The sequence below is a fragment of the Kitasatospora sp. NPDC004669 genome (genome assembly GCF_040609455.1).
Classification (GTDB): Bacteria; Actinomycetota; Actinomycetes; order Streptomycetales; family Streptomycetaceae; genus Kitasatospora.
On the sequence record NZ_JBEXKB010000022.1, the window covers coordinates 37,037 to 61,546 of the forward strand.

The 24,510-nt window shown below is 72.7% G+C and carries 20 protein-coding genes and 2 tRNA genes; 11 read left to right on the plus strand and 11 right to left on the minus strand.

Going from position 1 to position 24,510, the window contains the following annotated elements; all coding sequences use genetic code 11:
* The first annotated feature begins 62 nt into the window (after positions 1 to 62).
* The 4 genes from aroA (at position 63) to hisN (ending at position 3,799) form a co-directional block, all read left to right on the plus strand.
* Complete coding sequence (gene aroA, locus ABZW30_RS19960) at positions 63 to 1,394, plus strand: 3-phosphoshikimate 1-carboxyvinyltransferase (protein WP_355672453.1); 1,332 nt, start codon at positions 63 to 65, stop codon at positions 1,392 to 1,394.
* 15 nt (positions 1,395 to 1,409) lie between these two features.
* The gene (gene rsgA, locus ABZW30_RS19965; protein WP_355672454.1) at positions 1,410 to 2,465 is read left to right on the plus strand and encodes a ribosome small subunit-dependent GTPase A; all 1,056 of its coding nucleotides are present in this window, start codon (positions 1,410 to 1,412) and stop codon (positions 2,463 to 2,465) included.
* A gap of 120 nt (positions 2,466 to 2,585) precedes the next feature.
* Positions 2,586 to 2,909, plus strand: a complete 324-nt coding sequence (locus ABZW30_RS19970) for a multidrug efflux SMR transporter (protein WP_355672455.1) — start codon at positions 2,586 to 2,588, stop codon at positions 2,907 to 2,909.
* A 92-nt stretch (positions 2,910 to 3,001) separates the two neighbouring features.
* Positions 3,002 to 3,799 (plus strand): histidinol-phosphatase, encoded by a 798-nt coding sequence (gene hisN / locus ABZW30_RS19975; RefSeq protein WP_355672456.1) that lies wholly within the window; start codon positions 3,002 to 3,004, stop codon positions 3,797 to 3,799.
* An 86-nt stretch (positions 3,800 to 3,885) separates the two neighbouring features.
* Here the strand turns inward: hisN and ABZW30_RS19980 are convergent, their stop codons facing one another.
* Positions 3,886 to 5,361, minus strand: coding sequence for a catalase (locus ABZW30_RS19980; protein ID WP_355672457.1), 1,476 nt, complete (start codon positions 5,359 to 5,361; stop codon positions 3,886 to 3,888).
* A 104-nt stretch (positions 5,362 to 5,465) separates the two neighbouring features.
* Between ABZW30_RS19980 and ABZW30_RS19985 the strand changes: the two genes are divergently transcribed.
* Positions 5,466 to 5,897 carry a Fur family transcriptional regulator gene (locus ABZW30_RS19985; protein WP_355672458.1) on the plus strand — a complete coding sequence of 144 codons (432 nt, stop codon included), beginning with the start codon at positions 5,466 to 5,468 and terminating at the stop codon, positions 5,895 to 5,897.
* A gap of 51 nt (positions 5,898 to 5,948) precedes the next feature.
* On the opposite strand, the gene ABZW30_RS19990 is transcribed toward ABZW30_RS19985, so the two are convergent.
* From ABZW30_RS19990 to ABZW30_RS20005, 4 genes are all read right to left on the minus strand, one after another.
* Positions 5,949 to 7,925 carry a tetratricopeptide repeat protein gene (locus ABZW30_RS19990; protein WP_355672459.1) on the minus strand — a complete coding sequence of 659 codons (1,977 nt, stop codon included), beginning with the start codon at positions 7,923 to 7,925 and terminating at the stop codon, positions 5,949 to 5,951.
* A 374-nt stretch (positions 7,926 to 8,299) separates the two neighbouring features.
* Positions 8,300 to 8,373: transfer RNA gene (locus ABZW30_RS19995), tRNA-Met, on the minus strand.
* Between the two features lie 83 nt (positions 8,374 to 8,456).
* A tRNA-Met gene (locus tag ABZW30_RS20000) sits at positions 8,457 to 8,530 on the minus strand.
* Between the two features lie 65 nt (positions 8,531 to 8,595).
* Positions 8,596 to 11,568, minus strand: coding sequence for a UPF0182 family protein (locus ABZW30_RS20005; protein WP_355672460.1), 2,973 nt, complete (start codon positions 11,566 to 11,568; stop codon positions 8,596 to 8,598).
* A gap of 185 nt (positions 11,569 to 11,753) precedes the next feature.
* Here ABZW30_RS20005 and ABZW30_RS20010 point away from each other — a divergent pair, with 185 nt between their 5' ends.
* On the plus strand, positions 11,754 to 12,335 hold the full coding sequence (locus ABZW30_RS20010) for a PPA1309 family protein (RefSeq protein WP_355672461.1): 582 nt from the start codon (positions 11,754 to 11,756) through the stop codon (positions 12,333 to 12,335).
* Between the two features lie 17 nt (positions 12,336 to 12,352).
* Here ABZW30_RS20010 and ABZW30_RS20015 read toward each other — a convergent pair whose 3' ends face one another.
* The 4 genes from ABZW30_RS20015 to ABZW30_RS20030 all read right to left on the minus strand — a co-directional run bounded on the left by ABZW30_RS20015 (position 12,353) and on the right by ABZW30_RS20030 (position 15,548).
* Positions 12,353 to 13,465 carry a PDZ domain-containing protein gene (locus tag ABZW30_RS20015; protein ID WP_355672462.1) on the minus strand — a complete coding sequence of 371 codons (1,113 nt, stop codon included), beginning with the start codon at positions 13,463 to 13,465 and terminating at the stop codon, positions 12,353 to 12,355.
* A 42-nt stretch (positions 13,466 to 13,507) separates the two neighbouring features.
* A complete protein-coding gene (locus ABZW30_RS20020) occupies positions 13,508 to 13,699 on the minus strand; it encodes a hypothetical protein (RefSeq protein ID WP_355672463.1) in 192 nt (63 codons plus the stop codon).
* 228 nt (positions 13,700 to 13,927) lie between these two features.
* The gene (locus tag ABZW30_RS20025) at positions 13,928 to 14,368 is read right to left on the minus strand and encodes a molybdenum cofactor biosynthesis protein MoaE (RefSeq protein WP_355672464.1); all 441 of its coding nucleotides are present in this window, start codon (positions 14,366 to 14,368) and stop codon (positions 13,928 to 13,930) included.
* A gap of 136 nt (positions 14,369 to 14,504) precedes the next feature.
* Positions 14,505 to 15,548, minus strand: coding sequence for an NAD-dependent epimerase/dehydratase family protein (locus ABZW30_RS20030; RefSeq protein WP_355672465.1), 1,044 nt, complete (start codon positions 15,546 to 15,548; stop codon positions 14,505 to 14,507).
* 305 nt (positions 15,549 to 15,853) lie between these two features.
* On the opposite strand from ABZW30_RS20030, the gene ABZW30_RS20035 reads away from it, so the two are divergent.
* Together ABZW30_RS20035 and ABZW30_RS20040 are read left to right on the plus strand one after the other, a co-directional pair.
* Positions 15,854 to 17,395, plus strand: coding sequence for a zinc-dependent metalloprotease (locus tag ABZW30_RS20035; RefSeq protein ID WP_355672466.1), 1,542 nt, complete (start codon positions 15,854 to 15,856; stop codon positions 17,393 to 17,395).
* Positions 17,392 to 17,979 carry an NUDIX hydrolase gene (locus tag ABZW30_RS20040; RefSeq protein WP_355672467.1) on the plus strand — a complete coding sequence of 196 codons (588 nt, stop codon included), beginning with the start codon at positions 17,392 to 17,394 and terminating at the stop codon, positions 17,977 to 17,979. The genes ABZW30_RS20035 and ABZW30_RS20040 overlap by 4 nt, the downstream gene beginning before the upstream one ends.
* Positions 17,980 to 18,039: 60 nt before the next feature.
* Here the strand turns inward: ABZW30_RS20040 and ABZW30_RS20045 are convergent, their stop codons facing one another.
* Complete coding sequence (locus ABZW30_RS20045) at positions 18,040 to 18,615, minus strand: SprT-like domain-containing protein (RefSeq protein ID WP_355672468.1); 576 nt, start codon at positions 18,613 to 18,615, stop codon at positions 18,040 to 18,042.
* Positions 18,616 to 19,038: 423 nt separating this feature from the next.
* On the opposite strand from ABZW30_RS20045, the gene ABZW30_RS20050 reads away from it, so the two are divergent.
* Positions 19,039 to 20,127, plus strand: coding sequence for a TOMM precursor leader peptide-binding protein (locus tag ABZW30_RS20050; protein WP_355672469.1), 1,089 nt, complete (start codon positions 19,039 to 19,041; stop codon positions 20,125 to 20,127).
* A gap of 216 nt (positions 20,128 to 20,343) precedes the next feature.
* Here ABZW30_RS20050 and ABZW30_RS20055 read toward each other — a convergent pair whose 3' ends face one another.
* Positions 20,344 to 21,876: an MFS transporter gene (locus ABZW30_RS20055; RefSeq protein WP_355672470.1), complete on the minus strand. Its 1,533-nt coding sequence runs from the start codon at positions 21,874 to 21,876 to the stop codon at positions 20,344 to 20,346.
* 212 nt (positions 21,877 to 22,088) lie between these two features.
* Here ABZW30_RS20055 and ABZW30_RS20060 point away from each other — a divergent pair, with 212 nt between their 5' ends.
* Both ABZW30_RS20060 and ABZW30_RS20065 read left to right on the plus strand, forming a co-directional pair.
* On the plus strand, positions 22,089 to 22,808 hold the full coding sequence (locus ABZW30_RS20060; protein ID WP_355672471.1) for a TetR/AcrR family transcriptional regulator: 720 nt from the start codon (positions 22,089 to 22,091) through the stop codon (positions 22,806 to 22,808).
* 185 nt (positions 22,809 to 22,993) lie between these two features.
* On the plus strand, positions 22,994 to 24,379 hold the full coding sequence (locus ABZW30_RS20065; protein WP_355672472.1) for an AarF/ABC1/UbiB kinase family protein: 1,386 nt from the start codon (positions 22,994 to 22,996) through the stop codon (positions 24,377 to 24,379).
* Positions 24,380 to 24,510 lie beyond the last annotated feature (131 nt).

The window sequence follows — 24,510 nt, forward strand, 5'->3', positions numbered from 1 at the left end:
GGCCGTCCCGGCATGCGGCCGCCGCAGGGGACCGTTCCGGTACGGCCCCTAGACTGGCCCACATGACCGAGACCCTGTGGCCCGCCCCCGTCGCCACCGCCCCCGTCGACGCCACCGTCACCATCCCCGGCTCCAAGTCGGTCACCAACCGGGCGCTGGTGCTGGCGGCGCTCGCCGACGGGCCCGGCTGGGTGCGCCGCCCGCTGCGCAGCCGCGACTCCCAGCTGATGGCCGACGGCCTGCGCGCCCTCGGGGTCACCATCGAGGAGAAGGTCAACAACGACTCCGGCGGCACCGGCGGCGGCGAGGCCTGGCGGGTCATCCCCGCGCCCGTCCTGCGCGGCCCCGCCAACGTCGACGTCGGCAACGCCGGCACCGTGATGCGCTTCCTGCCCCCGCTCGCCGCCCTCGCCGACGGCCCGGTCCACTTCGACGGCGACCCGCGCAGCCACGAGCGCCCCCAGCACGGCGTGATCAACGCCCTGCGCGCGCTCGGCGCCCGCATCGAGGACGGCGGCCGCGGCACCTTCCCGCTCACCGTCCACGGCACCGGCGGCCTCGACGGCGGCCCGGTCGAACTGGACGCCTCCTCCTCGTCCCAGTTCGTCTCCGCCCTGCTGCTCTCCGGCGCCCGCTACAACCAGGGCGTCGAGGTCCGGCACGTCGGCGGCCCCGTCCCCTCCCTGCCGCACATCCGGATGACGGTCGAGATGCTGCGCCTGGCCGGCGCCCAGGTCGACGCCCCCGAGGACGGCGGCGAGAAGGACGTCTGGCGGGTCACCCCCGGCGCCCTGATCGGCCGCGACCTGGTGGTCGAGCCCGACCTGTCCAACGCCGCGCCGTTCTTCGCCGCCGCGCTGGTCACCGGCGGCCGGGTCACCGTCCGCGACTGGCCCAAGCACACCACCCAGCCCGGCGACCAGCTGCGCGACCTCTACACCCGGATGGGCGGCGCCTGCGAGTTCACCGACGAGGGCCTGCAGTTCACCGGCAGCGGCCGGATCCACGGCATCGAGGCCGACCTGCACGACGTCGGCGAGCTCACCCCGGTGATCGCCGCCGTCGCCGCCCTCGCCGACTCCGAGTCCCACCTGTACGGCATCGCCCACCTGCGCCTGCACGAGACCGACCGGCTCGCGGCCCTCGCCAAGGAGATCAACGACCTCGGCGGCGACGTCAGCGAGACCGAGGACGGCCTGCGGATCCGCCCGCGCCCGCTGCACGGCGGCGTCTTCCACACCTACGAGGACCACCGCCTGGCCACCGCCGCCGCCGTGCTCGGCCTCGCCGTGCCCGGCGTCGAGGTGGAGAACGTCGCCACCACCGCCAAGACCCTGCCGGACTTCCCCAGGATGTGGGCGGAACTGCTCGGCGAAGCGGCGGCGGACGCCTGAGCGGAGACTTGAGCCATGCGCCGCTACGGCAAGGACGCCGACGAGGACGACATCCGCAACCGCCCCGCCCGCCGGGGCTCCCGGCCGCGAACCCGGATCCGGCCCAAGCACGAGGACGCCGCCGAGGCGATGGTGCTGACCGTCGACCGCGGCCGGCTCACCTGTCTGGTCGACCCGGGGACCAAACAGGAGCGCCAGGTCGTCGCCATGAAGGCCCGTGAGCTGGGCCGCAAGGGCGTCGTCGTCGGCGACGTCGTCAGCATCGTCGGCGACCTCACCGGGGACACCGACACCCTCGCCCGGATCGTCCGGGTCGAGGAGCGCAGCTCCGTGCTGCGGCGCACCGCGGACGACGACGACCCGTACGAGCGGATCGTCGTCGCCAACGCCGAACAGCTGGCCATCGTCACCGCGCTGGCCGACCCCGAACCGCGCCCCCGGCTGATCGACCGCTGTCTGGTCGCCGCCTACGACGCGGGCATGGAACCGCTGCTGGTGCTCACCAAGTCCGACCTCGCCCCGGCCGCCCCGCTGCTGGAGTCCTACGCCCCGCTCGGCATCAACTACGTGGTCACCCGCCGGGACGAACTGGAGACCACCGGCGCCGAGGCCGTCCGCGAGCACCTGCGCGGGCGCTCCACGGTGTTCATCGGCCACTCCGGCGTCGGCAAGACCACCCTGGTCAACGCCCTCGTCCCGGACCGCCAGCGGCAGACCGGCGACGTCAACGCGGTCACCGGCCGCGGCCGGCACACCACCGTCTCCGCCCTCGCACTGCGGCTGCCCCCGCCGCCCGGCGCCAAGGCGGGCTCCAAGAAGGCGCTCAACTCCGGCTGGGTGATCGACACCCCCGGCTTCCGCTCCTTCGGCCTCTCGCACATCGACCCGTCCCGGGTCATCCACGCCTTCCCCGACCTGGAGCCCGGCACCGTCGACTGTCCGCGCGCCTGCAGCCACGACGAGCCGGACTGCGCCCTGGACGCCTGGGTCGCCGACGGCCACGCCGAGGCCGCCCGGCTCTACTCGCTGCGCCGCCTGCTGGCCAGCAAGGAGTCCCGCGAGGGCGACTGACCGCGCTGCCTTTCCTTGAGGCCCGTGGGCCGTTCGAGGTGTCGGAGCGGGCCCGCCTGGCGATCATAGGAAAGTCGGGCCGGGCACGGTCCGTCCGTCGATCGACAGGGAGGGCACGCGATGGCATGGGCCCTGGTGGTCCTGGCCGGCCTGCTGGAGACCGGCTTCGCGATCAACCTCAAGCTCAGCGAGGGTTTCACCAAGCTCTGGCCCACCATCAGCTTCTGCGTGTTCGCCCTCGGCAGCTTCGGCCTGCTCACCCTGTCCCTGAAGAGCCTGCCGGTCGGCCCCGCCTACGCGGTGTGGACGGGCATCGGCGCGGCCGGCACCGCCGTCTACGGCATGGTCTTCCTGGACGAGACCACCTCGGTGCTCAAGCTGGTCTCCATCTCCCTGGTGATCGCCGGCGTCATCGGCCTGCAGCTCAGCGGCTCCGCCCACTAGGGCTGCGACTCGCCCGTTCGCCTCCGGGCGGCTTCATCCCGCTCCGCGAGCCCGGCTGTGCCGATCGGGGCGGGCTCGCTAGGGTTTCGGACATGGCCGACTACCACGACGATCTCCGACTCGCCCATGTCCTCGCCGACTCGGCCGACTCGGTCACGCTGGAGCGTTTCCGCGCCCTCGACCTGAAGATCGAGACCAAGCCCGACCTCACCCCGGTCAGCGACGCCGACAAGGCCGCCGAGGAGCTCGTGCGCAGCGTGCTCCAGCGGGCCCGTCCGCGCGACGCGGTCCTCGGCGAGGAGTTCGGCCTGCAGGGCTCGGGCCCGCGCCGCTGGGTGATCGACCCGATCGACGGCACCAAGAACTACATCCGCGGCGTCCCGGTCTGGGCCACCCTGATCGCGCTGCTGGAGGACGGCCCGGACGGCGTCGAGCGCCCGGTGGTCGGCATCGTCTCCGCGCCCGCGCTGCAGCGCCGCTGGTGGGCCGCCAAGGGCCTGGGTGCCTTCGCCGGCCGCAGTCTGGCCAAGGCCTCCCGGATCCACGTCTCCGGCGTGTCCCGGATCGAGGACGCCTCCTTCTCGTACTCCTCCCTCACCGGCTGGGAGGACCGCGGCCGCCTCGACCCGTTCCTGGACCTCACCCGGGCCTGCTGGCGCACCCGCGCCTACGGCGACTTCTGGTCCTACATGATGGTCGCCGAGGGTGCGGTGGACATCGCCGCCGAGCCCGAGCTGTCGCTGTGGGACATGGCCGCGCCGTGCATCGTGGTCGAGGAGGCCGGCGGCAGCTTCACCGGCCTGGACGGCATCCCCGGTCCGGGCGGCGCCGACGCGGTCGCCTCCAACGGCCTGCTGCACGAGGAGACCCTGCGGCGTCTGAGCGTGTGACGGTCACTCGCCCCCGTATTGATGCGGGCCCCTTGACCAGTTCGTGCTGGTCAAGGGGCCCGCCGCTTGCTCGGTCCCGGTCGCCGCTACTGCTTGCGCAGCTCCCGGACCGCCGCCTCCAGCCGCTGTCCGTAGTCGGCGTCGGCCTTGCGGAAGTTGTCGACCGCCCGCTCCACGATGTCCTCGCGGTCGGCGGAGACCTTGGCGATGAAGCCGGCCAGGTTGGCGATCAGCCGCTGCTTCTCGCCCTCGGAGTAGAGCCGGTAGAGGTTGCCGGCCTGGGTGAAGTCGTCGTCCTCGGCGTGCGAGGGCGCCGCGTGGTTGCCGGTGAGGCCGTCGACGGCGGTGGCGGCCCACAGCGGGCGGCCGGTCTGCACCGGGCCGCCGAAGCTGTTCGGCTCGTAGTTCTTCTGTCGCCCGTGGCGGCCGTCGTACAGGTGGCCGTCGCGGCTGTTGGTGCGGGCCTCGGTGGCGTGCGGGCGGTTCACCGGCAGGTGGTCGGCGTTGATGCCGACCCGGTAGCGGTGGGCGTCGGCGTAGGCGAACAGGCGGCCCTGGAGCATCTTGTCCGGGGACGGGCCGATGCCGGGCACGAAGTGCGCCGGGGAGAAGATCGACTGCTCGACCTCGGCGAAGACGTTCTCCGGGTTGCGGTTGAGTTCCAGCCGGCCGATCTCGATCGGCGGGTAGTCGGCGTGCGGCCAGACCTTGGTCAGGTCGAAGGGGTTGAAGCGGTAGGCCGCCGCGTCGGCCGCCGGCATGATCTGGACCTGCACCGTCCAGGTGGGGAACTCGCCGCGCTCGATGGACTCGCGCAGGTCGCGCTGGTGGCTGTCCGGGTCCTCGCCGGCGAGCGTGTTGGCCTCGGCCTGGGTGAGGTTGCGGATGCCCTGGTCGGTCTTGAAGTGGTACTTGACCCAGAAGTACTCACCGGCCTCGTTCTGCCACTGGAAGGTGTGCGAGCCGTAGCCGTTCATGTGCCGGTAGGTGGCCGGGATGCCGCGGTCGCCGAACAGCCAGGTCACCTGGTGGGTCGCCTCGGGCGACAGGCCCCAGAAGTCCCAGACGTTGTCGGCCTCCTGCGAGCCGGTGTACGGGTCGCGCTTCTGGGTGTGGATGAAGTCCGGGAACTTGACCGCGTCCTTGATGAAGAACACCGGGGTGTTGTTGCCGACGAGGTCGTAGTTGCCCTCCTCGGTGTAGAACTTCACCGCGAAACCGCGCGGGTCGCGCACCGCGTCGGCCGAGCCGAGGTTGCCGGCCACGGTGGAGAAGCGCAGGAAGACCTCGGTCTGCTTGCCGACCTCGGACAGGAACGCGGCCCGGGTGTACCGCGAGACGTCGGCGGTCACCGTGAAGGTGCCGTACGCCGCGGCGCCGCGGGCGTGCACCACGCGCTCCGGGATCCGCTCGCGGTTGAAGTGCGCGAGCTTCTCGAACAGCAGCTGGTCCTGGATCAGGGCCGGGCCGCCGACGCCCGCGGTCTCGGTGTTCTGGTTGTCGGCGACGGGGGCACCCGCCTCCGTGGTGAGGGTCGGGCGCAGCTCGTCCTGCGTGGTCATAGCGGGTGCCTCCGAGGGATCCGATCGTGATGACACGATCCTAACTTGGACTTTGTCCAAGTCAATACTGGAGCCAAACTCAGAGCGTGACTTACTCTGGTGTCATGAGTGACCTGCTGGAAAGACTGCGCGGACGCGGCTGGCGGCTCACCTCGCAGCGCCGGGTGGTGGCCGAGGTCCTCGACGGCGAGCACGTCCACCTCACCGCGGACGAGGTGCACGCCCGCGCCGCCGCCCACCTGCCCGAGATCAGCCGCGCCACCGTCTACAACACGCTCGGCGAACTCGTCGCCCTCGGCGAGGTGCTGGAGGTGGCCACCGACGGCCGCGCCAAGCGCTACGACCCCAACGCGCACCGCGCCCACCAGCACCTGGTCTGCTCCGGCTGCGGCGCGATCCGCGACGTCCACCCGCACGGCGACCCGCTGACCGCCCTGCCCGCCGCCGAGCGCTTCGGCTTCGCCGTCACCGCCGCCGAGGTCACCTACCGCGGCCTGTGCCCCGACTGCCGCCCCCGACCCGCAGACCGACCCTGACCCGACGACCAGCCCTGCCCCCCGGCGGGCCCTGCCCCTGCTGACGGGGCGCTACGCGCTGAGCTCCGCGTGCAGCGCGCCCAGCAGCCGCCCGGCCCGCTCGGCCACCTCGGCCGGCCCGTAGTCGATCGCCCGTCGGCACCAGTTCTCGGCCTGCACCGGCTCGCCCCGGCGCAGCGCCAGCAACGCCAGGCGCAGCGCGGCGCGCCCGTGCCCGGCGTCGGCGGCCCGGGTGTACCAGAGCATCGCCTCCGCCTCGCTGTCCTGCCGGGCCAGCAGCAGCCCCAGGTTGAACGCGGCGCTGCGGCTGCCCGCCTCGGCGGCCCGCCGGTACCAGCTCTCGGCGATCTCCAGCGCCCCGCGCTCGGCCGCCCGCACGCCCATCCGCACCTGCGCCCGCCGGTGCCCGGCGTCGGCCGCCACCGCGTACCAGTGCTCGGCCTCGGCGTCGGCGTCCCCGCGCCGGTCCAGCACCGAGGCCAGCCGGAACGCGCCCTCGGCGGAGCCGCCGGCCGCCGCCTGCCGGTAGCGCTCCAGCGCGCCGGCCAGGTTGCCCCGCTGCTCCTGGGCGACGGCCAGCTGCAGCGCCGCCTCGCCGTGGCCCTCGGCGGCGGCCCGCGCGTACCACTCCTGGGCCTGGCGGTGCTCGCCGCGCCCGGCGTGCAGCACGCCGAGGTTGAAGGCTCCGTCGACGCTGCCGGCCTCGGCGGCCTTGGAGAACCAGGGCTGGGCGCCGGACTCGTCGCCGCGCTGCAGCAGCACCACGGCCAGCGCGTTGCAGGCCTCCCGGTGCCCGGCGTACGCGGCCCGGCGGTACCACTGCTCGGCCTGCTGCTCGCGGCCGGTGCCGGCGCAGAGCAGGCCGAGGTTGAAGGCGCCGTTCTGGTCGCCCGCGTCGAGAGCGGTGCGGTACCAGTGCTCGGCCTCCTTGGCCTCGCCGCGGCTCGCGTGCAGGGCGCCGAGCGCGTTGGCGGCGTTGCCGTCGCCGGCCTCGGCGGCCTCCTGCCACCACTCGGCGGCGGCGGCGACCTCCCCGGAGTCGCGCAGCAGGAAGCCGAGCGCGCAGGCGGCGCGCGGCTCGCCGTTCTGGGCGGACTGCCGGTACCAGCGGGCGGCCTCGTCCAGCAGCGACTGGTCGGTGCGGGAGCGCTCCTCCAGCAGCACGCCCAGGCGCAGCGCGGCGCGGGCGTGGCTGCGGGCGGCGGCGGTGCGGTACCAGGCCTCGGCGGTCTCCTTGTCCCCGGCGGCCTCGCGCATCCGGGCCAGCCGGTAGGCGGCCTCGCGGTGCCCGGCGTCGGCGGAGACCTTGAACCAGCGCTCGGCCCGCACGTCGCGCCGGTGCTCCATCAGGTCGCCCAGCGCGTAGGCGCCGAGCGGGTGGCCGTGGTCGGCGGCGAAGTGCAGCCAGTACTCGGCGGCCTCCTCCTCGCCCTGATCGCGCAGCTGGAGCCCGAGCGCGTGCGCGGCCGGGGCGCTGCCGGCCACGGCGGCCTGACGCCACCACTGGCCGGCCTCGGCGCGGTGGCCCTGCTGGTGCAGCAGCACGCCGAGGTTGTTGGCGGCGGCGCGCACCCCGGCGGCCGCGGCGGCGCGCAGGTAGGACTCGGCGTCCTCCAGGTCGCCGCGGCGCAGCAGCAGGGTGCCGAGCCGGGAGGCCGCGTCCGGGTCACCGTCGTCGGCGGCCTGCCGGTGGCGGGCCTCCAGGGCGGCGGACTCGCGGGCGGCCAGCGCGGTCTCGAAGCTGGTCGGGTCCAGGCCGGCCGGGTCCAGGGCGGCGCCCGAGGGCGCGTCCTCGCCCGCCGCGGCGCCGTACGGGCCGACGGCCGCGGAGAACTGGCGGGTGGGCACGTGGACGAGGCTGTCCGGCCCGAAGCCGCCGGCCTGGGGTCGCTCCGACAGTCCGCTGGTGCGCTGGGCGGGCAGGGCTCCGGGGCGGCTGTCGGGGCTCTCGGCGCTCTCCGCCCAGGCGTCGGTGTCCGCCTCGACGGCCGCACCGGACTTGGTGCCTGACTTGCCGATCAGCCTCATGCCGACTCCCGCTCCCCCAGAGTGTCGCGGCATCGTGCCCCGGCCCGCGGCCGGAGGGACTCGCGGGAGAGGCGCCGGACCAGACGGCCGGTCAGCAGCCGTGCACCGTCCCCCATGTGTCCCATCGTCGCATCACCCGCTACCCGCGTACACCTACCCCGGCCGAATTCGGGCGGGGCCGACCCGAAGCCGACGAAATTGCTTCGGCGCTTTGTCGATTTCCCGACACTTCCACCCCACAAACCCCAGTGCCGTCCCCGTTGGCGACGGTCGATAGTACCGGAGCGGTTCCCACCGCTTCCGGACGGAAACGCCCGCACCCGCAAACGCGAAGGGCCCGGAGGAAGAATCCTCCGGGCCCTTCGGCTACTGAGTAGCGGGGACAGGATTTGAACCTGCGACCTCTGGGTTATGAGCCCAGCGAGCTACCGAGCTGCTCCACCCCGCGTCGGTGGTTAAACCTTAGCACGGGAATGACAACGGAAATGACAGAGGCCCGGAGGAGTGATCCTCCGGGCCTCTGTCACTGAGTAGCGGGGACAGGATTTGAACCTGCGACCTCTGGGTTATGAGCCCAGCGAGCTACCGAGCTGCTCCACCCCGCGTCGGTGATTGAACCTTAGCACGGGCGCGGGGTGGAGCGGAAAACGGTTACCGCAGCTCAGCGGGACTACGGGTGCGGGCTCGGCGATCCACTCGCCGAGGCCGCGCCCGTGGGCGTCGCCGTCGGGGTCGGCGCCGGGCCGGCGCCGCGGGCCGCCTCGGCCGCCTTCAGGGCGTCGCCGAGCGCCTTCTGGGCGTTGCCGTAGGCCACCCAGTCGCCGTTCTTGAACGCGGTCTGGCTGTCGTTGTACGCCTTCCCCGCGTCCGTGAGCGCCTTCTGCAGCTCCGGCGAGATCGTCCCGCCCGGCGCCGGGGTGGCCGGCCCGGTGGGCGTGGGCGTCGCCGGCGAGGTCGGCGTCGTCCCGTTGCCGGCGGTGGACGGCGCGGTCGGGGTGGTCGCCGGGGCCGCCCCCGAGAACACCTTCTTCAGCGCGTCCTCCAGGGTGTTCTCGAACGCCACGTTGTCGTCCCCGTACACCGCCAGGACCTTCTGCAGCGTCGGGTACTTGGCACCGCGTCCGCGCACGTACACCGGCTCGACGTTCAGCAGCCCGTTGCCGACCGGCAGGGTCAGCAGGTTGCCGTACTCCAGCTCCGAGTCGCCGCCGCTCTTCAGCAGCGTGATCTGGGAGGCCACCTCCTGACGGGAGTTGAACTTCGACTGCACCAGGCCCGGGCCGGGGGCGCCGCTCTCACCCGTCATCTTCAGGATGCGGATCTTCCCGTAGTCGTCGCCCGGATCCGCGTTCACCGCCATGAACGCCGCCAGGTTCGGCCGCTGGTTCGGCACGAAGGTACTGGTGAGCGAGAAGCTCGCGGCGTTCGTGTCCGGCATCCGCACCGTCACGTAGTACGGCGGCTGGACCTGCTTGGTGTCACTGGTCGGGTCCACCGGGACCTGCCAGATGTCGCTGCCGTTGAAGAAGGAGTTGGCGTCGGTCACGTGGTACTGGCCGAGCAGGTCGCGCTGCACCTTGAACATGTCCTGCGGGTAGCGCAGGTGCGGCAGCAGCGACTGCGGGATGTCCGCCTTCGGCTCGACCGTGCCCGGGAAGGCCTTCATCCAGGTCTTCAGCACCGGGTCCTTCTCGTCCCACTGGTAGAGCTTCACCTCACCGGTGTAGGCGTCCACCGTGGCCTTGACCGAGTTGCGGATGTAGTTGACCTGGTTGGCGACGGCCAGCAGCTCACCGCGCTGGTTGGTCAGCGAGTCCTTGGTCGCGGCGCCCAGCGTCGTCTTCGACGAGAACGGGAAGCCGTCCGAGGTGGTGTAGCCGTCCAGCACCCACACCACCCGGCCGTCCTGGACCACCGGGTACGGGTCGGCGTCGATCGACAGCCACGGCGCGACCTTCTCCACCCGCTCCTTCGGCGTCCGGTTGTAGATCACCTTGGCGCCGTCGGTGATCGCCCCCGCGTACAGGATCTGCGGCTCGGCGAAACGCACCGCGTACGCGGCCCGGGTGATCGGGTTGCTCAGCGACACCCCGCTGTCGCCGGAGTAGGTGTACTCGGCGTTCTGGCCGGTCTTGGGATCGGTGTAGTCGATCTCCTTGTTCGAGCCGCCGACGATCGAGTACGTCGTCGTCTTCTCGCCGTAGTAGACCCGCTGCTCGTAGTCGCCCAGCGAACCGGTGGCCGGCAGGCCCGACTCGGTGAACACCGGCTGGCCCCGGTCGTCGACCTGGTTGCCCTTGGCGACCACCGCACCGTAGCCGTGGGTGTACTTGAAGTGGTCGTTGATCCAGTTGCGCTGCACCCCGTTGAGGTCCAGCTCGCGCAGGCCGATCACGGTGTCCTGCTTGCCCGTGCCGGTGCCGTAGCGGTCGACGTCCAGCGTGCTCGGGAAGGCGTAGTAGTTGCGCTGCTGCTCCAGCGACTGGAACGTCGGCGAGACGATGTTCGGATCCAGCAGCCGGATGTCCGCGATGGTCTGCGCGTCCGGCTTCAACGCGTCCGCGGTGGTCGAACCCTGCGGGCTGTACGGGACGGTCTGCGCGTCCGCGATCCCGTACGCCTGCCGCGTGGCGTCGATGTTCTTCTGGATGTACGGCGTCTCCTTGGCCTGCTCGTTCGGCTTGACCTGGAACTGCTGCACGATCGCCGGGTACAGCCCGCCGATCAGCACCGCCGACAGCACCATCAGCCCCAGCCCGATCAGGGCCGGCGCCCAGGTCCGGCGGATCGGCGTCAGGAAGAACAGCACCGCGCAGATGATCGCGACGAAGAACAGGATCGTCTTGGCCGGCAGGAACGCGTTGGCGTCCACGTAGCGCAGGCCCGTCCAGCCCGACACACCCTTGTACGAGCCGGTCTTCACCGCCAGCGCGTACCGGTCCAGCCAGTACGCCACCGCCTTCAGCAGCACGAACACGCCCAGCAGCACCGCCAGGTGCCCCTGCGCGCCCGCGCTCGCCCGCCGACCCGGACCCTGCAGCCGCAGCCCCCCGTACAGGTAGTGCACCAGCGCCGAGGTCAGCAGCGAGACGATCACCGCGCTGAACGCGAAGCCCAGCACGAACTCGTAGAACGGCAGGTCGAAGGCGTAGAACGAGACGTCCATGCCGAACTGGGCGTCCTTCTCACCGAAGGACGTCGCGTTCGTCCACATCAGCCAGGTCCGCCACTGGCCCGACGCCGCCGCGCCCGCCACCAGACCGATCACCAGCGAGATCCCGATCAGCGCCCAGCGCTTGAACGGCGCCAGCCCCGCCCGGTAGCGGTCCAGGCTCTGCTGCTCGACCGACATCGCCGACAGCGGCGGCCGCAGCCGGTGCGCCAGCCAGATGTTGAAGCCGACGATCACCGCCATCAGCAGGCCGAACACCGCGAACAGCCCGATCTTCGTCCACAGCTGAGTGGTGAACACCGAGGAGTAGTGGACCGACCTGAACCACAACCAGTCCGTCCAGAACCCGGCGAACATGACGAACAGCAGGAACAGCACCGCGAGCACGCCCAGGGTCAGCAGGGCCACCCGCGCCCGCCGGGAGGGCGGGCCTACCCTGCGCCGGAAACCCGGCCCTGAGCGTTCCGGCATCTGGAATACCACGGTGGCACCTCAGCTGTGTCGTCTGGAAGGTCGGTCGTCAGAGCAACTAAACCAGGCTTCGGCCGAGTTCCCACCGTTAGCAGACGGTTACGACGCCGTTCCCCCGCACCCCCGTCACCGGCGCCCCGGCCCGCCCGGCGGGCGCCACCCGCCCGGCGTGTGAGGATTGAGTCATGTCCGACGCGTCTGCATTCACCAACCCCCCCGGCTCCGCCGACGATGTATCCAAGCTCCCCGCCGCCACCCCGCTCACCCGGGCCGCGCTGGAGATCGACGAGTACGCCGCCACCCTCGGCTGGGACCTCCCGGCCCGGCTGTTCGCCCTGGTGGACAGCACCGCCCTGCGCAAGGCCGACCCGAAGATCGCCAAGCAGCTCGGCCTCACCGAGGGCGACGAGCCCGGCCTCACCCCGATCGAGCAGGACGAGATCCCTGCCGGCACCCCGCTCGACAAGTTCCTCGGCACCATCGCCTGGCCCGACGCGGTGGCCGGCTGCGCCCTGGTCGTCGAGCGCCAGATGCTGCCGCCGGGCGCCGAGCAGTCCCGCCCGCGCAACGCCAGCGACGCCCAGCTCGCCGAGTGGGTGGCCAACCACCCCAAGCGCGAGGAGGTGCGGATCACCGCCGCGGTGCTGCGCGACGGCAAGAAGGAGATCGCCCTGCGGCTGCGCTCCAAGGACACCGCCCGCGAGGTACTGACCGGCCCGGACCTGGTGCCCGGCCTGACCGAAGCGCTGCTGGCGACCTTCGCGTAACCGCCGCTACACCTGGGCTACTTGGCGCAGGACGGCAGCGCGGAGGTCTGCCCGGAGCGGATCTGCTCCAGCGACTTCAGCGCGCCGTCCAGCGTGTCCGTCTTGATCAGGGTCAGCCCGGACGGGACGTTCTTGGTGGCCTCGGTGCAGTTCGAGGACGGGGTGAAGAAGTACTCGGCCCCGGCGTCGCGGGCGGCGATCAGCTTCATCGATATCCCGCCGATCGGGCCGACCTTGCCGTCGTCGTCGATGGTGCCGGTGCCGGCGACGAACTTGCCGCCGGTGAGGTCGCCGCCGGGGGTGAGCTTGTCGATGATGCCGAGCGAGAACATCAGCCCGGCGCTGGGGCCGCCGACGTCCTGCAGGCCGATGTCGATCTGGAACGGGTAGGTGTGCCGGATCCCGGTGCCGATGCCGACCACCGCGAGGTCGGCCCGCTCGGCCGGGGCCTTCGGGTCGAGGTCCCTGGCCCGCACGGTCGGGACGGTGACGTCGGTCCTGGTCCCCGGGGTGGCGGCGTCGTTGCCGGAGGTGTCCTTGGTGCGCGGCACCACGGTGAAGACCACCGACTCGCCGGGCTTGTGCTTGGTGACGGCGGCGACCACCTGGTCGACCGAGGAGACCGCGGTGCCGTCCACGGCGACGATCTGGTCGCCCGCGTGCAGCCGTCCCTCGGCGGGGGCGCCCGCGGTGACCGACTTGACGATCAGATCACTGCCGACCGGGATGCTCAACTGCTTGAGCGCGGCGGTGCGGGCGCTGTCCTCGGAGGAGGCGAACTCCTCGGCGTTCTGCTTCTTGGCGTCGGCGTCCGACTGCCCCTTGGGGTAGACGTTGTCGTGCGGCACCACCAGCACGTCGTCGCGCAGCCAGCCGACCACCGCGTTGACCAGGCTGGGCTCGTACTTGGCCCCGGTGACCTGGACAGTGGTCATGTTGAGGTGCCCGCTCGTCCGGTACGAGTCGTGCCCGGTGATGGTGATCACCGACTTGCCACCCTGGTCGCCGAGCGTGTTGTACGTCGGCCCCGGGCTCATCTCCGTGTACGGCACCTTCATCAGCACCGAGACGCAGAGCAGCGCTATGAGCAGCAGGGTGGCAGCGAGCATCGTCGCGGAGCGGCGTGGCATGCCTCGACACTACGGGACGCGGGTGACGCGGCGCCCGCCGGGCTACCGGGCGGAGTGCTCACCGGGCGCCGCGGTGCCGGAGGTGGTGCGTTCCATCGCGGCCATGAAGCGCCGGTGCTCGGCGAGTGAGGCCGGATCGCCCGTGGCCTTCGGGGCCCGCTGGGCCCAACCCGCCCACGCGGCGGCGGCCAGGACGGCGACAACCGGAATGATCAACCAGGCGAGCGCACCCATACCAGTACTCCCCAGCTCGTCGTGTCTATGAGCAGATTAACCACTCTGGCGGACAACGCAGCCGGCGCCGTCCGGGTAACGGGACGGCCGATCGGCTCACTTCCAGGGAGTATTCGGCGTACCGGTCCAGACCCGTTCGGGTGAGGCGACGGCGCGCCTGACCCAGGGGACGCGCTCCGTGTGCAACCGGTTCCTCCGCGCACCGGTTCCGCCCACACCGGCGAGGGGTCAGCAGCCGCCGGCGCCGACCCACTCCTCCTCGCCGTCGGCGAAGACCTGGTGCTTCCAGATCGGCACCTCGTGCTTGAGGTCGTCGATCAGCCGGCGGGCGGCCGCGAAGGCCTCGCCGCGGTGGGCGCAGGAGACGGCGACGATCACGGCCTTGTCGGTGATCGCCAGCCGGCCCACCCGGTGGACCGCGGCGAGCGCCTTGACCGGGAAGTCGGCGACGACCTTCTCGGCGATCCGGCGCATCTCCTGCTCGGCGGTGGGGTGGCAGCTGTACTCCAGCGCGGCGACCGACTTGCCGCCGTCGTGGTCACGGACCGTCCCGACGAAGACGGTGGTGCCGCCGGCCGCGTCGTCGCCGACCGCCTCGTACACCTCGTCCAGCGAGAGCGGGGTGTCGCGGACGGCGAGAAGGCGGATGGGGTCGTGGTTCTCGGACATGACCCCATGATTCCCCATCCCCACCCGATCGGGGCAAGGGGTTTCCGCATCACGATGTGGAAATTTCGCATCGTGATAATTACCGCCGCCCGGTCGACTCCCCGACCGATCGGACCGGTCGACTCCCGCCCCCCGATCAGAACCGGCGCCGCTTGCGGGCCCGGCGCACCAGCGCCGCCGTACCCACCAGCGCCACCGTCGCCCCGGCCGCCCCCAGACTGGTCGCGGCCTCCTTGCCGCCCAGCCGGCGCCCCGCCACCGCGTGCTTGCCGGACACCTGCGCCAGCAGCTCCGCCAGCACCTGCTCGTTCGTGGACGCCGGACGCCACCCCGCCTCGTGCAGCCGGCTGCCCGACACCACCCACGGGTACATCGTGTACGCCAGATCCCCCGCCGGGGCCGGCGTCAGACCCAACCGGTGCAGCCGCGCCGCCGTCCCGAGCGCCAGCGCCGCCGGCAGCTCCATCCGCCGGATCCCCGACAGCCGCTCCACGTCCTCCTGCTCCAGCCAGCCGTCGCAGCCGACCGTCACCTCGCCCTCGACCAGGCCCAACGCTGCGTACTCCAGCGCCGCCGCCAGGTCGTCCACGTGGCAGAACTGCCAGCACGGGCGCGAGCCGGCCACCACCAGCAGCCGCGGCGCCTCGAAGTGCCGGGTCAGCACGGTGTCCACACCCGGACCCACCACCACGGCCGGTCGCAGCACCGTCACCTGCAGCCCCGGGTGGGCGCGCGGCGCCCGGCGGGCCAGGCGCTCGATCTCCAGCAGGTCCCCGACCAGCGAGGCCTCCTCGGTCGCGCGCAGCTCGGAGTCCTCGGCCAGCGGCACCTCGTTGTCGGCCAGCGCCCCGTAGACCATCGCGGAGGTGCACAGCACCACCCGGTGCACCCCGGCGGCCGCGGCCGCGGTCAGCACCGTCTGGGCGCCACGCACGTTGTAGGCGCTGCGGGCCCGCGGGTCGGACTCCATCCCGAAGTCCATCGCCAGGTGCACCACCACGTCCACGCCGGCCAGCCGCTCGGCCACCGCCGGGTCCCGCACGTCCAGCACCCGCCAGTGCACGCCCGGCACGTCGCCGCGCCGGTCGTCCACCGCCAGCACCCTGCGCACGTGCGGGGAGGCCACGAGCCGGGCCGCGACCCGCTCGCCCAGCACCCCTGCGGCACCGGTGACGGCCACGGTCAGCGGCCGCCCGCCGTAGGCTGGAGGCGGCGACGCCGTGGCGTCCGAAGCGTCCTCCCCTCCGGTCAGCCCAGAGCGAACGTCCGAAGGCGGGGAACTCACCGGCCATCCTCCACGGTTAGCTTATGTGCGTACGGACGTGTGTCACGTACGTCCATCCTGCCCGAGGCGAAGGCCCCGCGGTGCACCCGGCGCGGGCCTGCCGCGCGGGAGCCGCCCACGAGTCCCCCGCTTCAGCGGAGCCCCGGGCCGGTAGCACTTCCCGCCACACCCGTATGACGGCCGACCGGATCGAGGACCCCGTGAGCGACCTTCCCTTCGGATTCGGCGTTCCGCCAGAGGAGCCCGAGGACGGCAAGGCCAAGCCCGACGACGCGCAGAAGAAGAAGGACCAGGGCCCGGCCGGCTCCGGCGACAGCGGCCCGCAGCCCTTCGGTTTCGGGGCCGGCAACCCCTTCGGCGCCATCTTCGGCATGCCCGGCGCCCCGGGCGGCACCGGCGGCACCGGTGCCGACAACCCCTTCGCCGCGATGTTCGGCGGCGTCAACCCAGGCGACCTCGGCGCCGCGTTCCAGCAGCTCGGCCAGATGCTCTCCTTCGAGGGCGGCCCGGTGAACTGGGACCTCGCCACCAACATCGCCCGGCAGACCGTCGTCGCCGAGCCCGCCGAGGGCAAGAGCAAGGACCGCTCGGTCAGCGCCGCCGAGCGCGCCGCCGTGGCCGAGTCCGTCCGGCTCGCCGACCTGTGGCTCGACGGCGTCACCGAGTTCCCCTCCGGCGCAGGCACGGCCGTCGCCTGGAGCCGCGCCGAGTGGATCGAGGCCACCCTCCCGGTCTGGAAGGACCTCGTCGACCCGGTCGCCGAGCGCGTCGGCAACGCCATGGGCGGCGTCCTGCCCGAGGAGATGCAGGCCATGGCCGGCCCGCTGATGGGCATGATGCGCTCCATGGGCGGCGCCATGTTCGGCACCCAGATCGGCCAGGCCCTCGGCGCCCTCGCCGGCGAGGTCGTCGGATCCACCGACGTCGGCCTGCCGCTCGCCCCGGCCGGCAAGGCCGCCCTGCTGCCGCAGAACGTCGCCGAGTTCGGCGAGGGCCTGAACGTGCCCGCCGAGGAGGTCCGGCTCTACCTCGCCCTGCGCGAAGCCGCCCACCAGCGGCTCTTCGCCCACGTGCCGTGGCTGCGGGCCCACCTGCTGGGCGCCGTCGAGGCCTATGCGCGCGGCATCAAGGTCGACACCTCCCGAATGGAGGAGCTCGTCGGCCAGCTCGACCCGACCAACCCCGAGGCGCTCCAGGAGGCGTTGGCCGGCGGCCTGCTCCAGCCTGAGGACACCCCCGAGCAGAAGGCCGCGCTCGCCCGCCTGGAGACCGCCCTCGCGCTGGTCGAGGGCTGGGTCGACGCCGTCGTGCACGCCGCCGCCGAACCCCACCTGCCGCAGGCCGGCGCCCTGCGCGAGACTGTCCGCCGCCGCCGCGCGGCCGGCGGGCCCGCCGAGCAGACCTTCGCCACCCTGGTCGGCCTTGAGCTGCGCCCGCGCCGCCTGCGCGACGCCGCCCGGCTGTGGGCGCTGCTCGCCGACGCCCGCGGCGTCGAGGGCCGCGACGCGCTGTGGGAGCACCCCGACATGCTGCCCACCGCCGCCGACCTGGACGACCCGGACGCCTTCGTGCACCGCGGCGGCGGCGACCTGGAGGGCGGGATCGACTTCGACGCCCTCGACAAGCTGCTCGGCGAGGCCGCGGCCGGCAAGCCCGACCTGACCAAGAACGACCAGCCGAAGACCGACGAGCCGAAGGCCGACGAGGGCGGCACCGACGGAAAGGGCGAGCCCACCGCATGACGGCCACCGACACGGGCGCGTCCACCCTGCACGCGGACGCGGTCCGCACCCTGACCGACTGGCGGCCCGCCGACGACGACCAGGAACAGCTGCGGCGCGACTACCTCGCGCACCTGGCCGAGCAGCCCGAAGGCCTGTACCGGTCCTGCCTGCCCGCCCACATCACCGCCAGCGCGGCGGTCGTCGACCCGGCCGCCGGACGGGTGCTGCTCACCCTGCACCCCAAGGTCGGCATGTGGCTGCAGATGGGCGGGCACTGCGAGCCCGGCGACGCCGACCTCGCCTCGGCCGCGCTGCGCGAGGCCGTCGAGGAGTCCGGCATCCCCGACCTGACCCTGCTGCGGGACAACGGCGCCCCGGTCCCGGCCAAGCTGGACCGGCACCTGGTCCGCTGCACGGGCAAGGACCGACCGGAGAACACCCACCTGGACGTCCAGTACATCGCCCTGGCCCCGGCCGGAGCGGAGGCGCTGATCAGCGAGGAGTCGCTGGACCTGCGCTGGTTCGACTACGACCGCCTGCCGGAGCTCACCGACCACTCGGTGCGCGACCTGGTCGCCCGCGCACGGCGGCTGACCGGCTGAGGTGTGACGTGACAAGGGGGCGCGGGCCTATCGGCCCGCGCCCCCTTGCATGCCCCGTGCTCAACCGCAGGAAGCCGCCGGATCCTGACCCGGCGAGCCGTGCCTGGCACCCGGGATGTGCGGCAGACGGGCCGCGGAGACCACACCCTCCAAGTAGCCGCGGGCCCGCTCCGTCCGCGGGTAGGCCTCCAACAGCGCCCAGAACGAAGGGCCGTGGTCCGGCACCAGCAGATGCGCCAGCTCGTGCAGCAGCACGTAGTCCAGCACGTACTCCGGCATGCCCTGCAGCCGGTGGGACAGCCTGATCGTCCCCTCACTGGGGGTGCAGGAGCCCCAACGCGAATTCTGGTTGGTCACCCAGCGGACCTGGGCGGGCTGAGCGCGATCGCCCAGGTAAGCAGCCGACAGCTCCCGGGCCCGGACCATCAGGGCGTCGTCCCCGAGGACCCTCCGGCGCTCCTGGGCGGCGAGCTTCTCCAGCATCTGCGCGACCCAGCGCTGCTCCTCGGCGTGCGACATCCGGGCCGGGATCAGCACCACGGTGCGGTCGCCCTCGCGATAGGCGGAGACGGTACGGCTGCGGCGGGCGCTGCGCCGCACCTCGACCCGGCCGCGGTCGTGCGCGTCCGGGGACACGGCCCCGGTGGACGGATGCTGCGGCCTGGCCTGCGGCTTCTCGTGCTGCTTGTCGTGCTGCTTCTCGTCCGGGCGAGCGCGTGTGCTCGGCGCCGCCGTCTGGGATCCGGACGCTGCACGGGCACGCCGACGCGACGCCGGTGGATGGGAGTCCCGCTCGGCTGCCATGGCACACGACGTTACCCGGTACCACTGGCAGAAGTCCGCTGCCATGGCCGAAATCTTTCGTGGAGTGATCGAGAACGAAAGGCCGACGAAGGGTGTCCGGAAACCGACATCCGGGGGGATGGCCAGTTATCCACAGGGCCTGCGGACAGATGGTGTGATCATGCACCCGGACCTGTGGATAACTTTCCGCACACGGTCGGCGTGATGGGGCATGCTGCGGTCAGCCGTCCGGAAACGATCGGAAGGGAGATCGTCGTGCGCCTCGCTCTGAAGCCCGCTCTGTCCCGCAGCTGGCGGGACTCCGAGACCCTGCAGTTCGGCACCGTCACCCGGTACGCAGGGGTGCTCGGCAACGCCGACAAGACCCTCTGCGACTTCCTCGGGTTGGTCGACGGAACGCGCGACCGACCCGAACTCCTGGAGGCCGGCGAGCGGATCGGCCTCGGCCGCGAGCCCGCCGACACCCTGCTGACCGAACTGGAGGAGACCGGGCTGCTGGACGACGCCGAGGCGACCGACCAGGCGTTGTCCCGCTTCCCCCAGCCCCACCGGGACCTGCTCGGGCCCGACCTCGCCTCACTGTCCCTGGTCCACTCCGGCCCGGGCGCCGCACCGGCGGTCCTGACCCACCGGGCCGAGACCCGGATCGAGGTGCGCGGCGCGGGCCGGGTCGGCGCCGCCCTGGCGGCGGTACTCGCCGCAGCCGGCACGGGCACCGTCACGGTGTCCGACGGCGGGCGGGTCAAGCCCGGCGACTGCTCCCCGGCCGGGCTGCCGCCCGCGGACATCGGGCGGCTGCGCTCGACGGCCGCGCGGGAGGCGGTGCAACGGGCCGCCGGCCGGCCGCCGGTGCCTCTGCCCCGACGGAAGCCCGACGACCCGCCGCCCGCCTTCGTGGTCCTCGCACCCAGGGACGGCAGCGCCGCCTTCGCGGGTGGGACGTACGAGGCCCGGCTGCTGCTCCGGGCCGGGGTGCCCCATCTGTACGTGGGCGTGGTCGAGGAGTTCGGCATCATCGGGCCGCTGGTGATCCCGGGGCGATCGGCCTGCGGGCACTGCCTGGTGCTGCGGCGGGAGGACGAGGACGCCGCGTGGCCACGGGTCCTGGCCCAGCTGGCGAACAACGGCCCGGGCCGGGCCCGCACCCCGGCCTGCGACACCGCGCTGGCGACGGCCGTCGCCGGACTGGCGGCCTTGCATGTGCAGGTGTTTCTGGACGGCGGCCGGCCGCCGAGCGTCGACGGCTGGTGCGAGGTGTCGGCGAGCGACGGGATGCCCCGACGACTGCGGCTGCGAGGACACCCGGACTGCGGCTGCCTGTGGCAGCCGCTGCCACCGGGCTGAGGCCATCGAGGGAGGACGGACGAGAAGCGTGCCGGGCACGGGTCTGGCGGCTGCGGGGCCACCTACCGCCGCCCCGCCACCGCCACCGCCTAGCCCCCGCACCCCCGCGCAGGAAGTCGGCCCCGCCGACTTCCTGCGCAGCCCCTGAGAGAACGCCGAAGGCCGGCACCCTCCATGGGCACCGGCCTTCTCAGCGAACTCCCGGCCGAACCGGCCTCAGGCGGCGATCCCGATCTCCTTCGCGGGCTCCGCGACCTCCTCGGCCGCGCTCTCCCCCGCCTTCCGGTCCCGCATCACCAGCACGGCCACCAGCGCCGCCGCCAGCACCCCGATCGCGCTGACCGTGAAGGTCGTCGACATCGCCCCGGCGAACGCCTCCCGGGCGGTCCGCACCAGCCCGGCGTCCCCGTTCGCGGCCGCCAGCGCCCCGGCGATGGAGCGCTTGGCCTGCTCCGGTGTCCCGGCCGGCATCCCGCTCGCGAAGCCGCTCGACAGCAGCGAGCCCAGGATCGCGATGCCGAGCGCCGTGCCGGCCTGCTGGATGGTGTCGTTCAGCGCCGAGCCGACGCCTGCCTGCTCCGACGGGATGGTCCCCATCAGCGCGCCGACCGCCGCCGGCATCGCCAGGCCCGCGCCGAGGCCGAGCAGTCCGAGCGCCGTCGCCGGGACGGCGAAGCCGGTGTCCGCCGAGACGGTGGTCAGCAGCGCGAAGGAGGAGGCCATGACGAGCATCCCGGTGAGGATCAGCAGCCGGTTGCCGAGCTTCGCCGCGAGCTTGGCGCCGACCCCGTTGCCGAGCAGTGCGGCGACGGCCAGCGGCAGGAAGGCGAGGCCGGCCTTGACCGGCGAGTACCCGAGCACGAACTGCAGGTACTGGGTGAGCACCAGCAGCAGCCCGCCGTTGCCGATCTGCACGAGGGTCAGCGACAGCGAACCACCGCTGAAGTTGCGGGCCTGGAAGAGCGCCAGCGGCACCATCGGCGCGGAGGTGACGTTCTCCCACACCACGAACCCGGCGAGGGCGAGGACCGCGACGACCAGGGTGACCAACGACCGGCCGGCGAAGGCGCCGTGCTGCGGGATCTCGATGATCCACCAGATCAGCGCGGTCATGCCGACGGCGGAGAGCACCGCGCCGAGCGGGTCGGGCTTCCGCCACGGGCCCTTGGACTCCGGCATCAGCAGCAGCCCGGCCAGGATCGCCAGCGCGACGACCGGCACGTTGATGAAGAAGATCGAGTGCCACGAGAAGTGGTCGATCAGCACGCCGCCCAACACCGGGCTGCCGACCAGCCCGAGCATCGACACCGAACCCCACGCGGCCATCGCCTTGTTGCGCTCCTGCTCGTCGAAGACGGTGATGAGGATCGACAGCGTCGACGGCATGATCAGCGCGCCGCCGACGCCCATCGCGATCCGGGCCGCGACGACCTCGCCGGGGCTGGTGCAGAAGGTCGCCGCGAGGGACGCCGCCCCGAAGAGCAGCAGTCCGATGATCATGACCTTCCGGCGGCCGAACCGGTCACCGAGGCTGCCCGAGGTGAGCAGCAGTCCGGCGAAGACGAGGACGTAGGAGTCGAGGATCCACTGGGTGTCCTGGGCGCTGGCGCCGATGTCGGCGGTCATCGAGGGGACCGCGACGGTCAGGGCCATGCTGTCGACCACCAGGACGAGCGAGCTCAGGCAGAGCACGATCAGGATCCACCAGCGGTGCGGGTTGCGGCCCTCGGCCGGGTTGCTGACTGTCATCGGACACCCTCCCCTTCTTGCGCACACCGTCCCTTCGGTGCGCACTGCGTTCCGTCGATGCGAACACTGTACGCACAGCGGAACGGCGTGCGCAACACTCGACTCCTGTACGCTCAATGCGAACGGTGTACGCACCCTGTCGGCCGACCGGCAGCGCGACCGGCACCGGAAACAGCGCCCCCAGCGAGAGGGCCCAGGAAGAGGAGCCGCCCATGGCCGCCCGAACGAACCCCGTCCCGTCCGTCTGGGCCCGCCAGCCGCGTGAGCCCGAGCAGCCCTCCCTGAGCCGGGCCGCGATCGTCCGCGAGGCGGTCGCCATGCTGGACGCCGAGGGCATCGACGCCCTGAGCATGCGCAAGCTCGCCACCCGCCTGAACGCGGGCGCGACCTCCCTCTACCGCCATGTGGCGACCAAGGACGAGCTGATGGAGCTCGCGGTGGACCAGGTCTTCGGCGAGATCATCCTCCCGCCCGCCGACAGCCCGGACTGGCGCGCCGCCGCCGTCGAGGCCGCCCAGGCCTTCCGGGCGACCGCCCTGCGCCACCCCTGGCTGTCCTCGGTGCTGGGCCAGGCCGGTCTCGTCTACCTCGGCCCCAACCTGATGTCCTTCTCCGAGCGGCTGGCCGGCCTCTTCACCGCGGCCGCCTTCCCCGAGCCGGCCCGGGCGATCGAGACCCTCATCTCCTACGTCGTCGGCATGAGCACCGCCGAGGCGGCCTGGCTCACCGCCGTGGCCCGCTCCGGCGAGAGCGAGGCCGAGTTCGTCGCCCGTCTGATGCCCGCCGCCGAGCAGGCCACCGTCGGCTACGAGCACCTCAACGGCGACTCCACGGCCGCCGCCGCCGAGGATCCGGCCGCCACACGCGACGCCAAGTTCTCCTACGGCCTGGAGGTCGTCCTGGACGGCCTCGCCCTGCGGCTGCCCCGCTGACCCGTCGGCCCACACCGGACCAAGCCGCCCAACTCACCGCAAAGACCCCCGCAAGGGACGCCGCGAGGGAACGGCGCCGCCCGCCCGCCCCGTGAAATACCGGCGGCCGCGGGGTGGGGAGCGGGCACAATGGCGTAGTGATGGTGGGCCGTCCGGTGTCGGGGGGCCAGGGATTGGAGGCCCGGGTGAGCGATCTTCCGCGCAAGGCAGTGACCCGCACGGCACGGCTCGCCGCCCTACCGCTGGGGATAGCCGGACGCGCCACACTCGGACTCGGCAGGCGCATCGGCGGCCGCTCCGCCGAGGTGGTCACGGCCGAGCTCCAGCAGGCCACCGCCGACCAGCTGTTCAAGGTCCTCGGTGAACTCAAGGGCGGGGCGATGAAGTTCGGGCAGGTGCTGTCCGTCTTCGAGGCCGCGCTGCCCGAGGAGGTCGCCGGGCCGTACCGGGCCGCACTCACCAAGCTGCAGGACGCCGCTCCCCCGATGCCCGCCGCCAAGGTGCACACCGCCCTTGCCCAGCGGCTCGGGGACGGCTGGCGCGAGCTGTTCCGGGAGTTCGACGACCGCCCGGCGGCCGCCGCCTCGATCGGCCAGGTGCACCGGGCGGTCTGGCACGACGGCAGACGGGTCGCGGTCAAGGTGCAGTACCCGGGTGCGGGTGACGCGCTGCTCGCCGACCTGTCCCAGCTGAGCCGGGTAGCATGGCTGCTCGGCCCGCTGATTCCCGGGCTGGACATCAAGCCGCTGATCGCCGAGCTGCGCGAGCGGGTCTCGGAGGAACTGGACTACGAGCTGGAGGCGCAGGCCCAGCGCCGGCACGCCGAGGAGTTCGCGGGCGACCCGGACATCCTGGTGCCGGGCGTGGTGGCGCAGGCCGACCAGGTGCTGATCACCGAGTGGATGGACGGCACCCCGCTGGCCGAGGTGATCGCGCGCGGCACCCCGGAGGAGCGCGACCGCGCCGGGCAGCTGCTGGCCCGGTTCCTGTTCGCCGGCCCGTCACGGACCGGTCTGCTGCACGCGGACCCGCACCCGGGCAACTTCCGGCTGCTGACGGACGACGGTCCGGCCTCGGGCTGGCGGCTGGGCGTGCTGGACTTCGGCACGGTGGACCGGTTGCCGGGCGGGCTGCCCGCGCCGATCGGGGCCTCGCTGCGGATGGCGCTGGACGGGGACGCGGCGGGCGTGCTGAAAATGCTGCGCGAGGAGGGCTTCGTGAAACCCTCGATCCAACTGGACCCGGACGCGGTGCTGGACTACCTGCTGCCGATCATCGAGCCGGCCGCGGTGGACAGCTTCCACTTCACCCGGGCGTGGATGCGCGCCCAGGCGGCCCGGATCGCCGATCCGCGCTCGCCCGCCTACAACCTGGGCAAGCAACTGAACCTGCCGCCCGCGTACCTGCTGATCCATCGGGTGACGCTGAGCACCATCGGGGTGCTGTGCCAGCTGGGTGCCAAGGCGCCGTTCCGCGCCGAGATGCTGGAGTGGCTGCCCGAGTTCTCCGACGAGCAGCCCGCTGAGCCGGCCGAGCCCGCGAAGCGCGCCAGGTCCGCCCGCAAGAACTGAACACCTGACGAACGGCCGCAGGCCGCTCCCCGTGGACGGGGAGCGGCCTGCGGCACGACAGGGGTCGGCAGGGCGGTTGGTCGGCGCCTACATCAATGCGACGGCATCAGCGCGCTCGCATCAACGCGGCT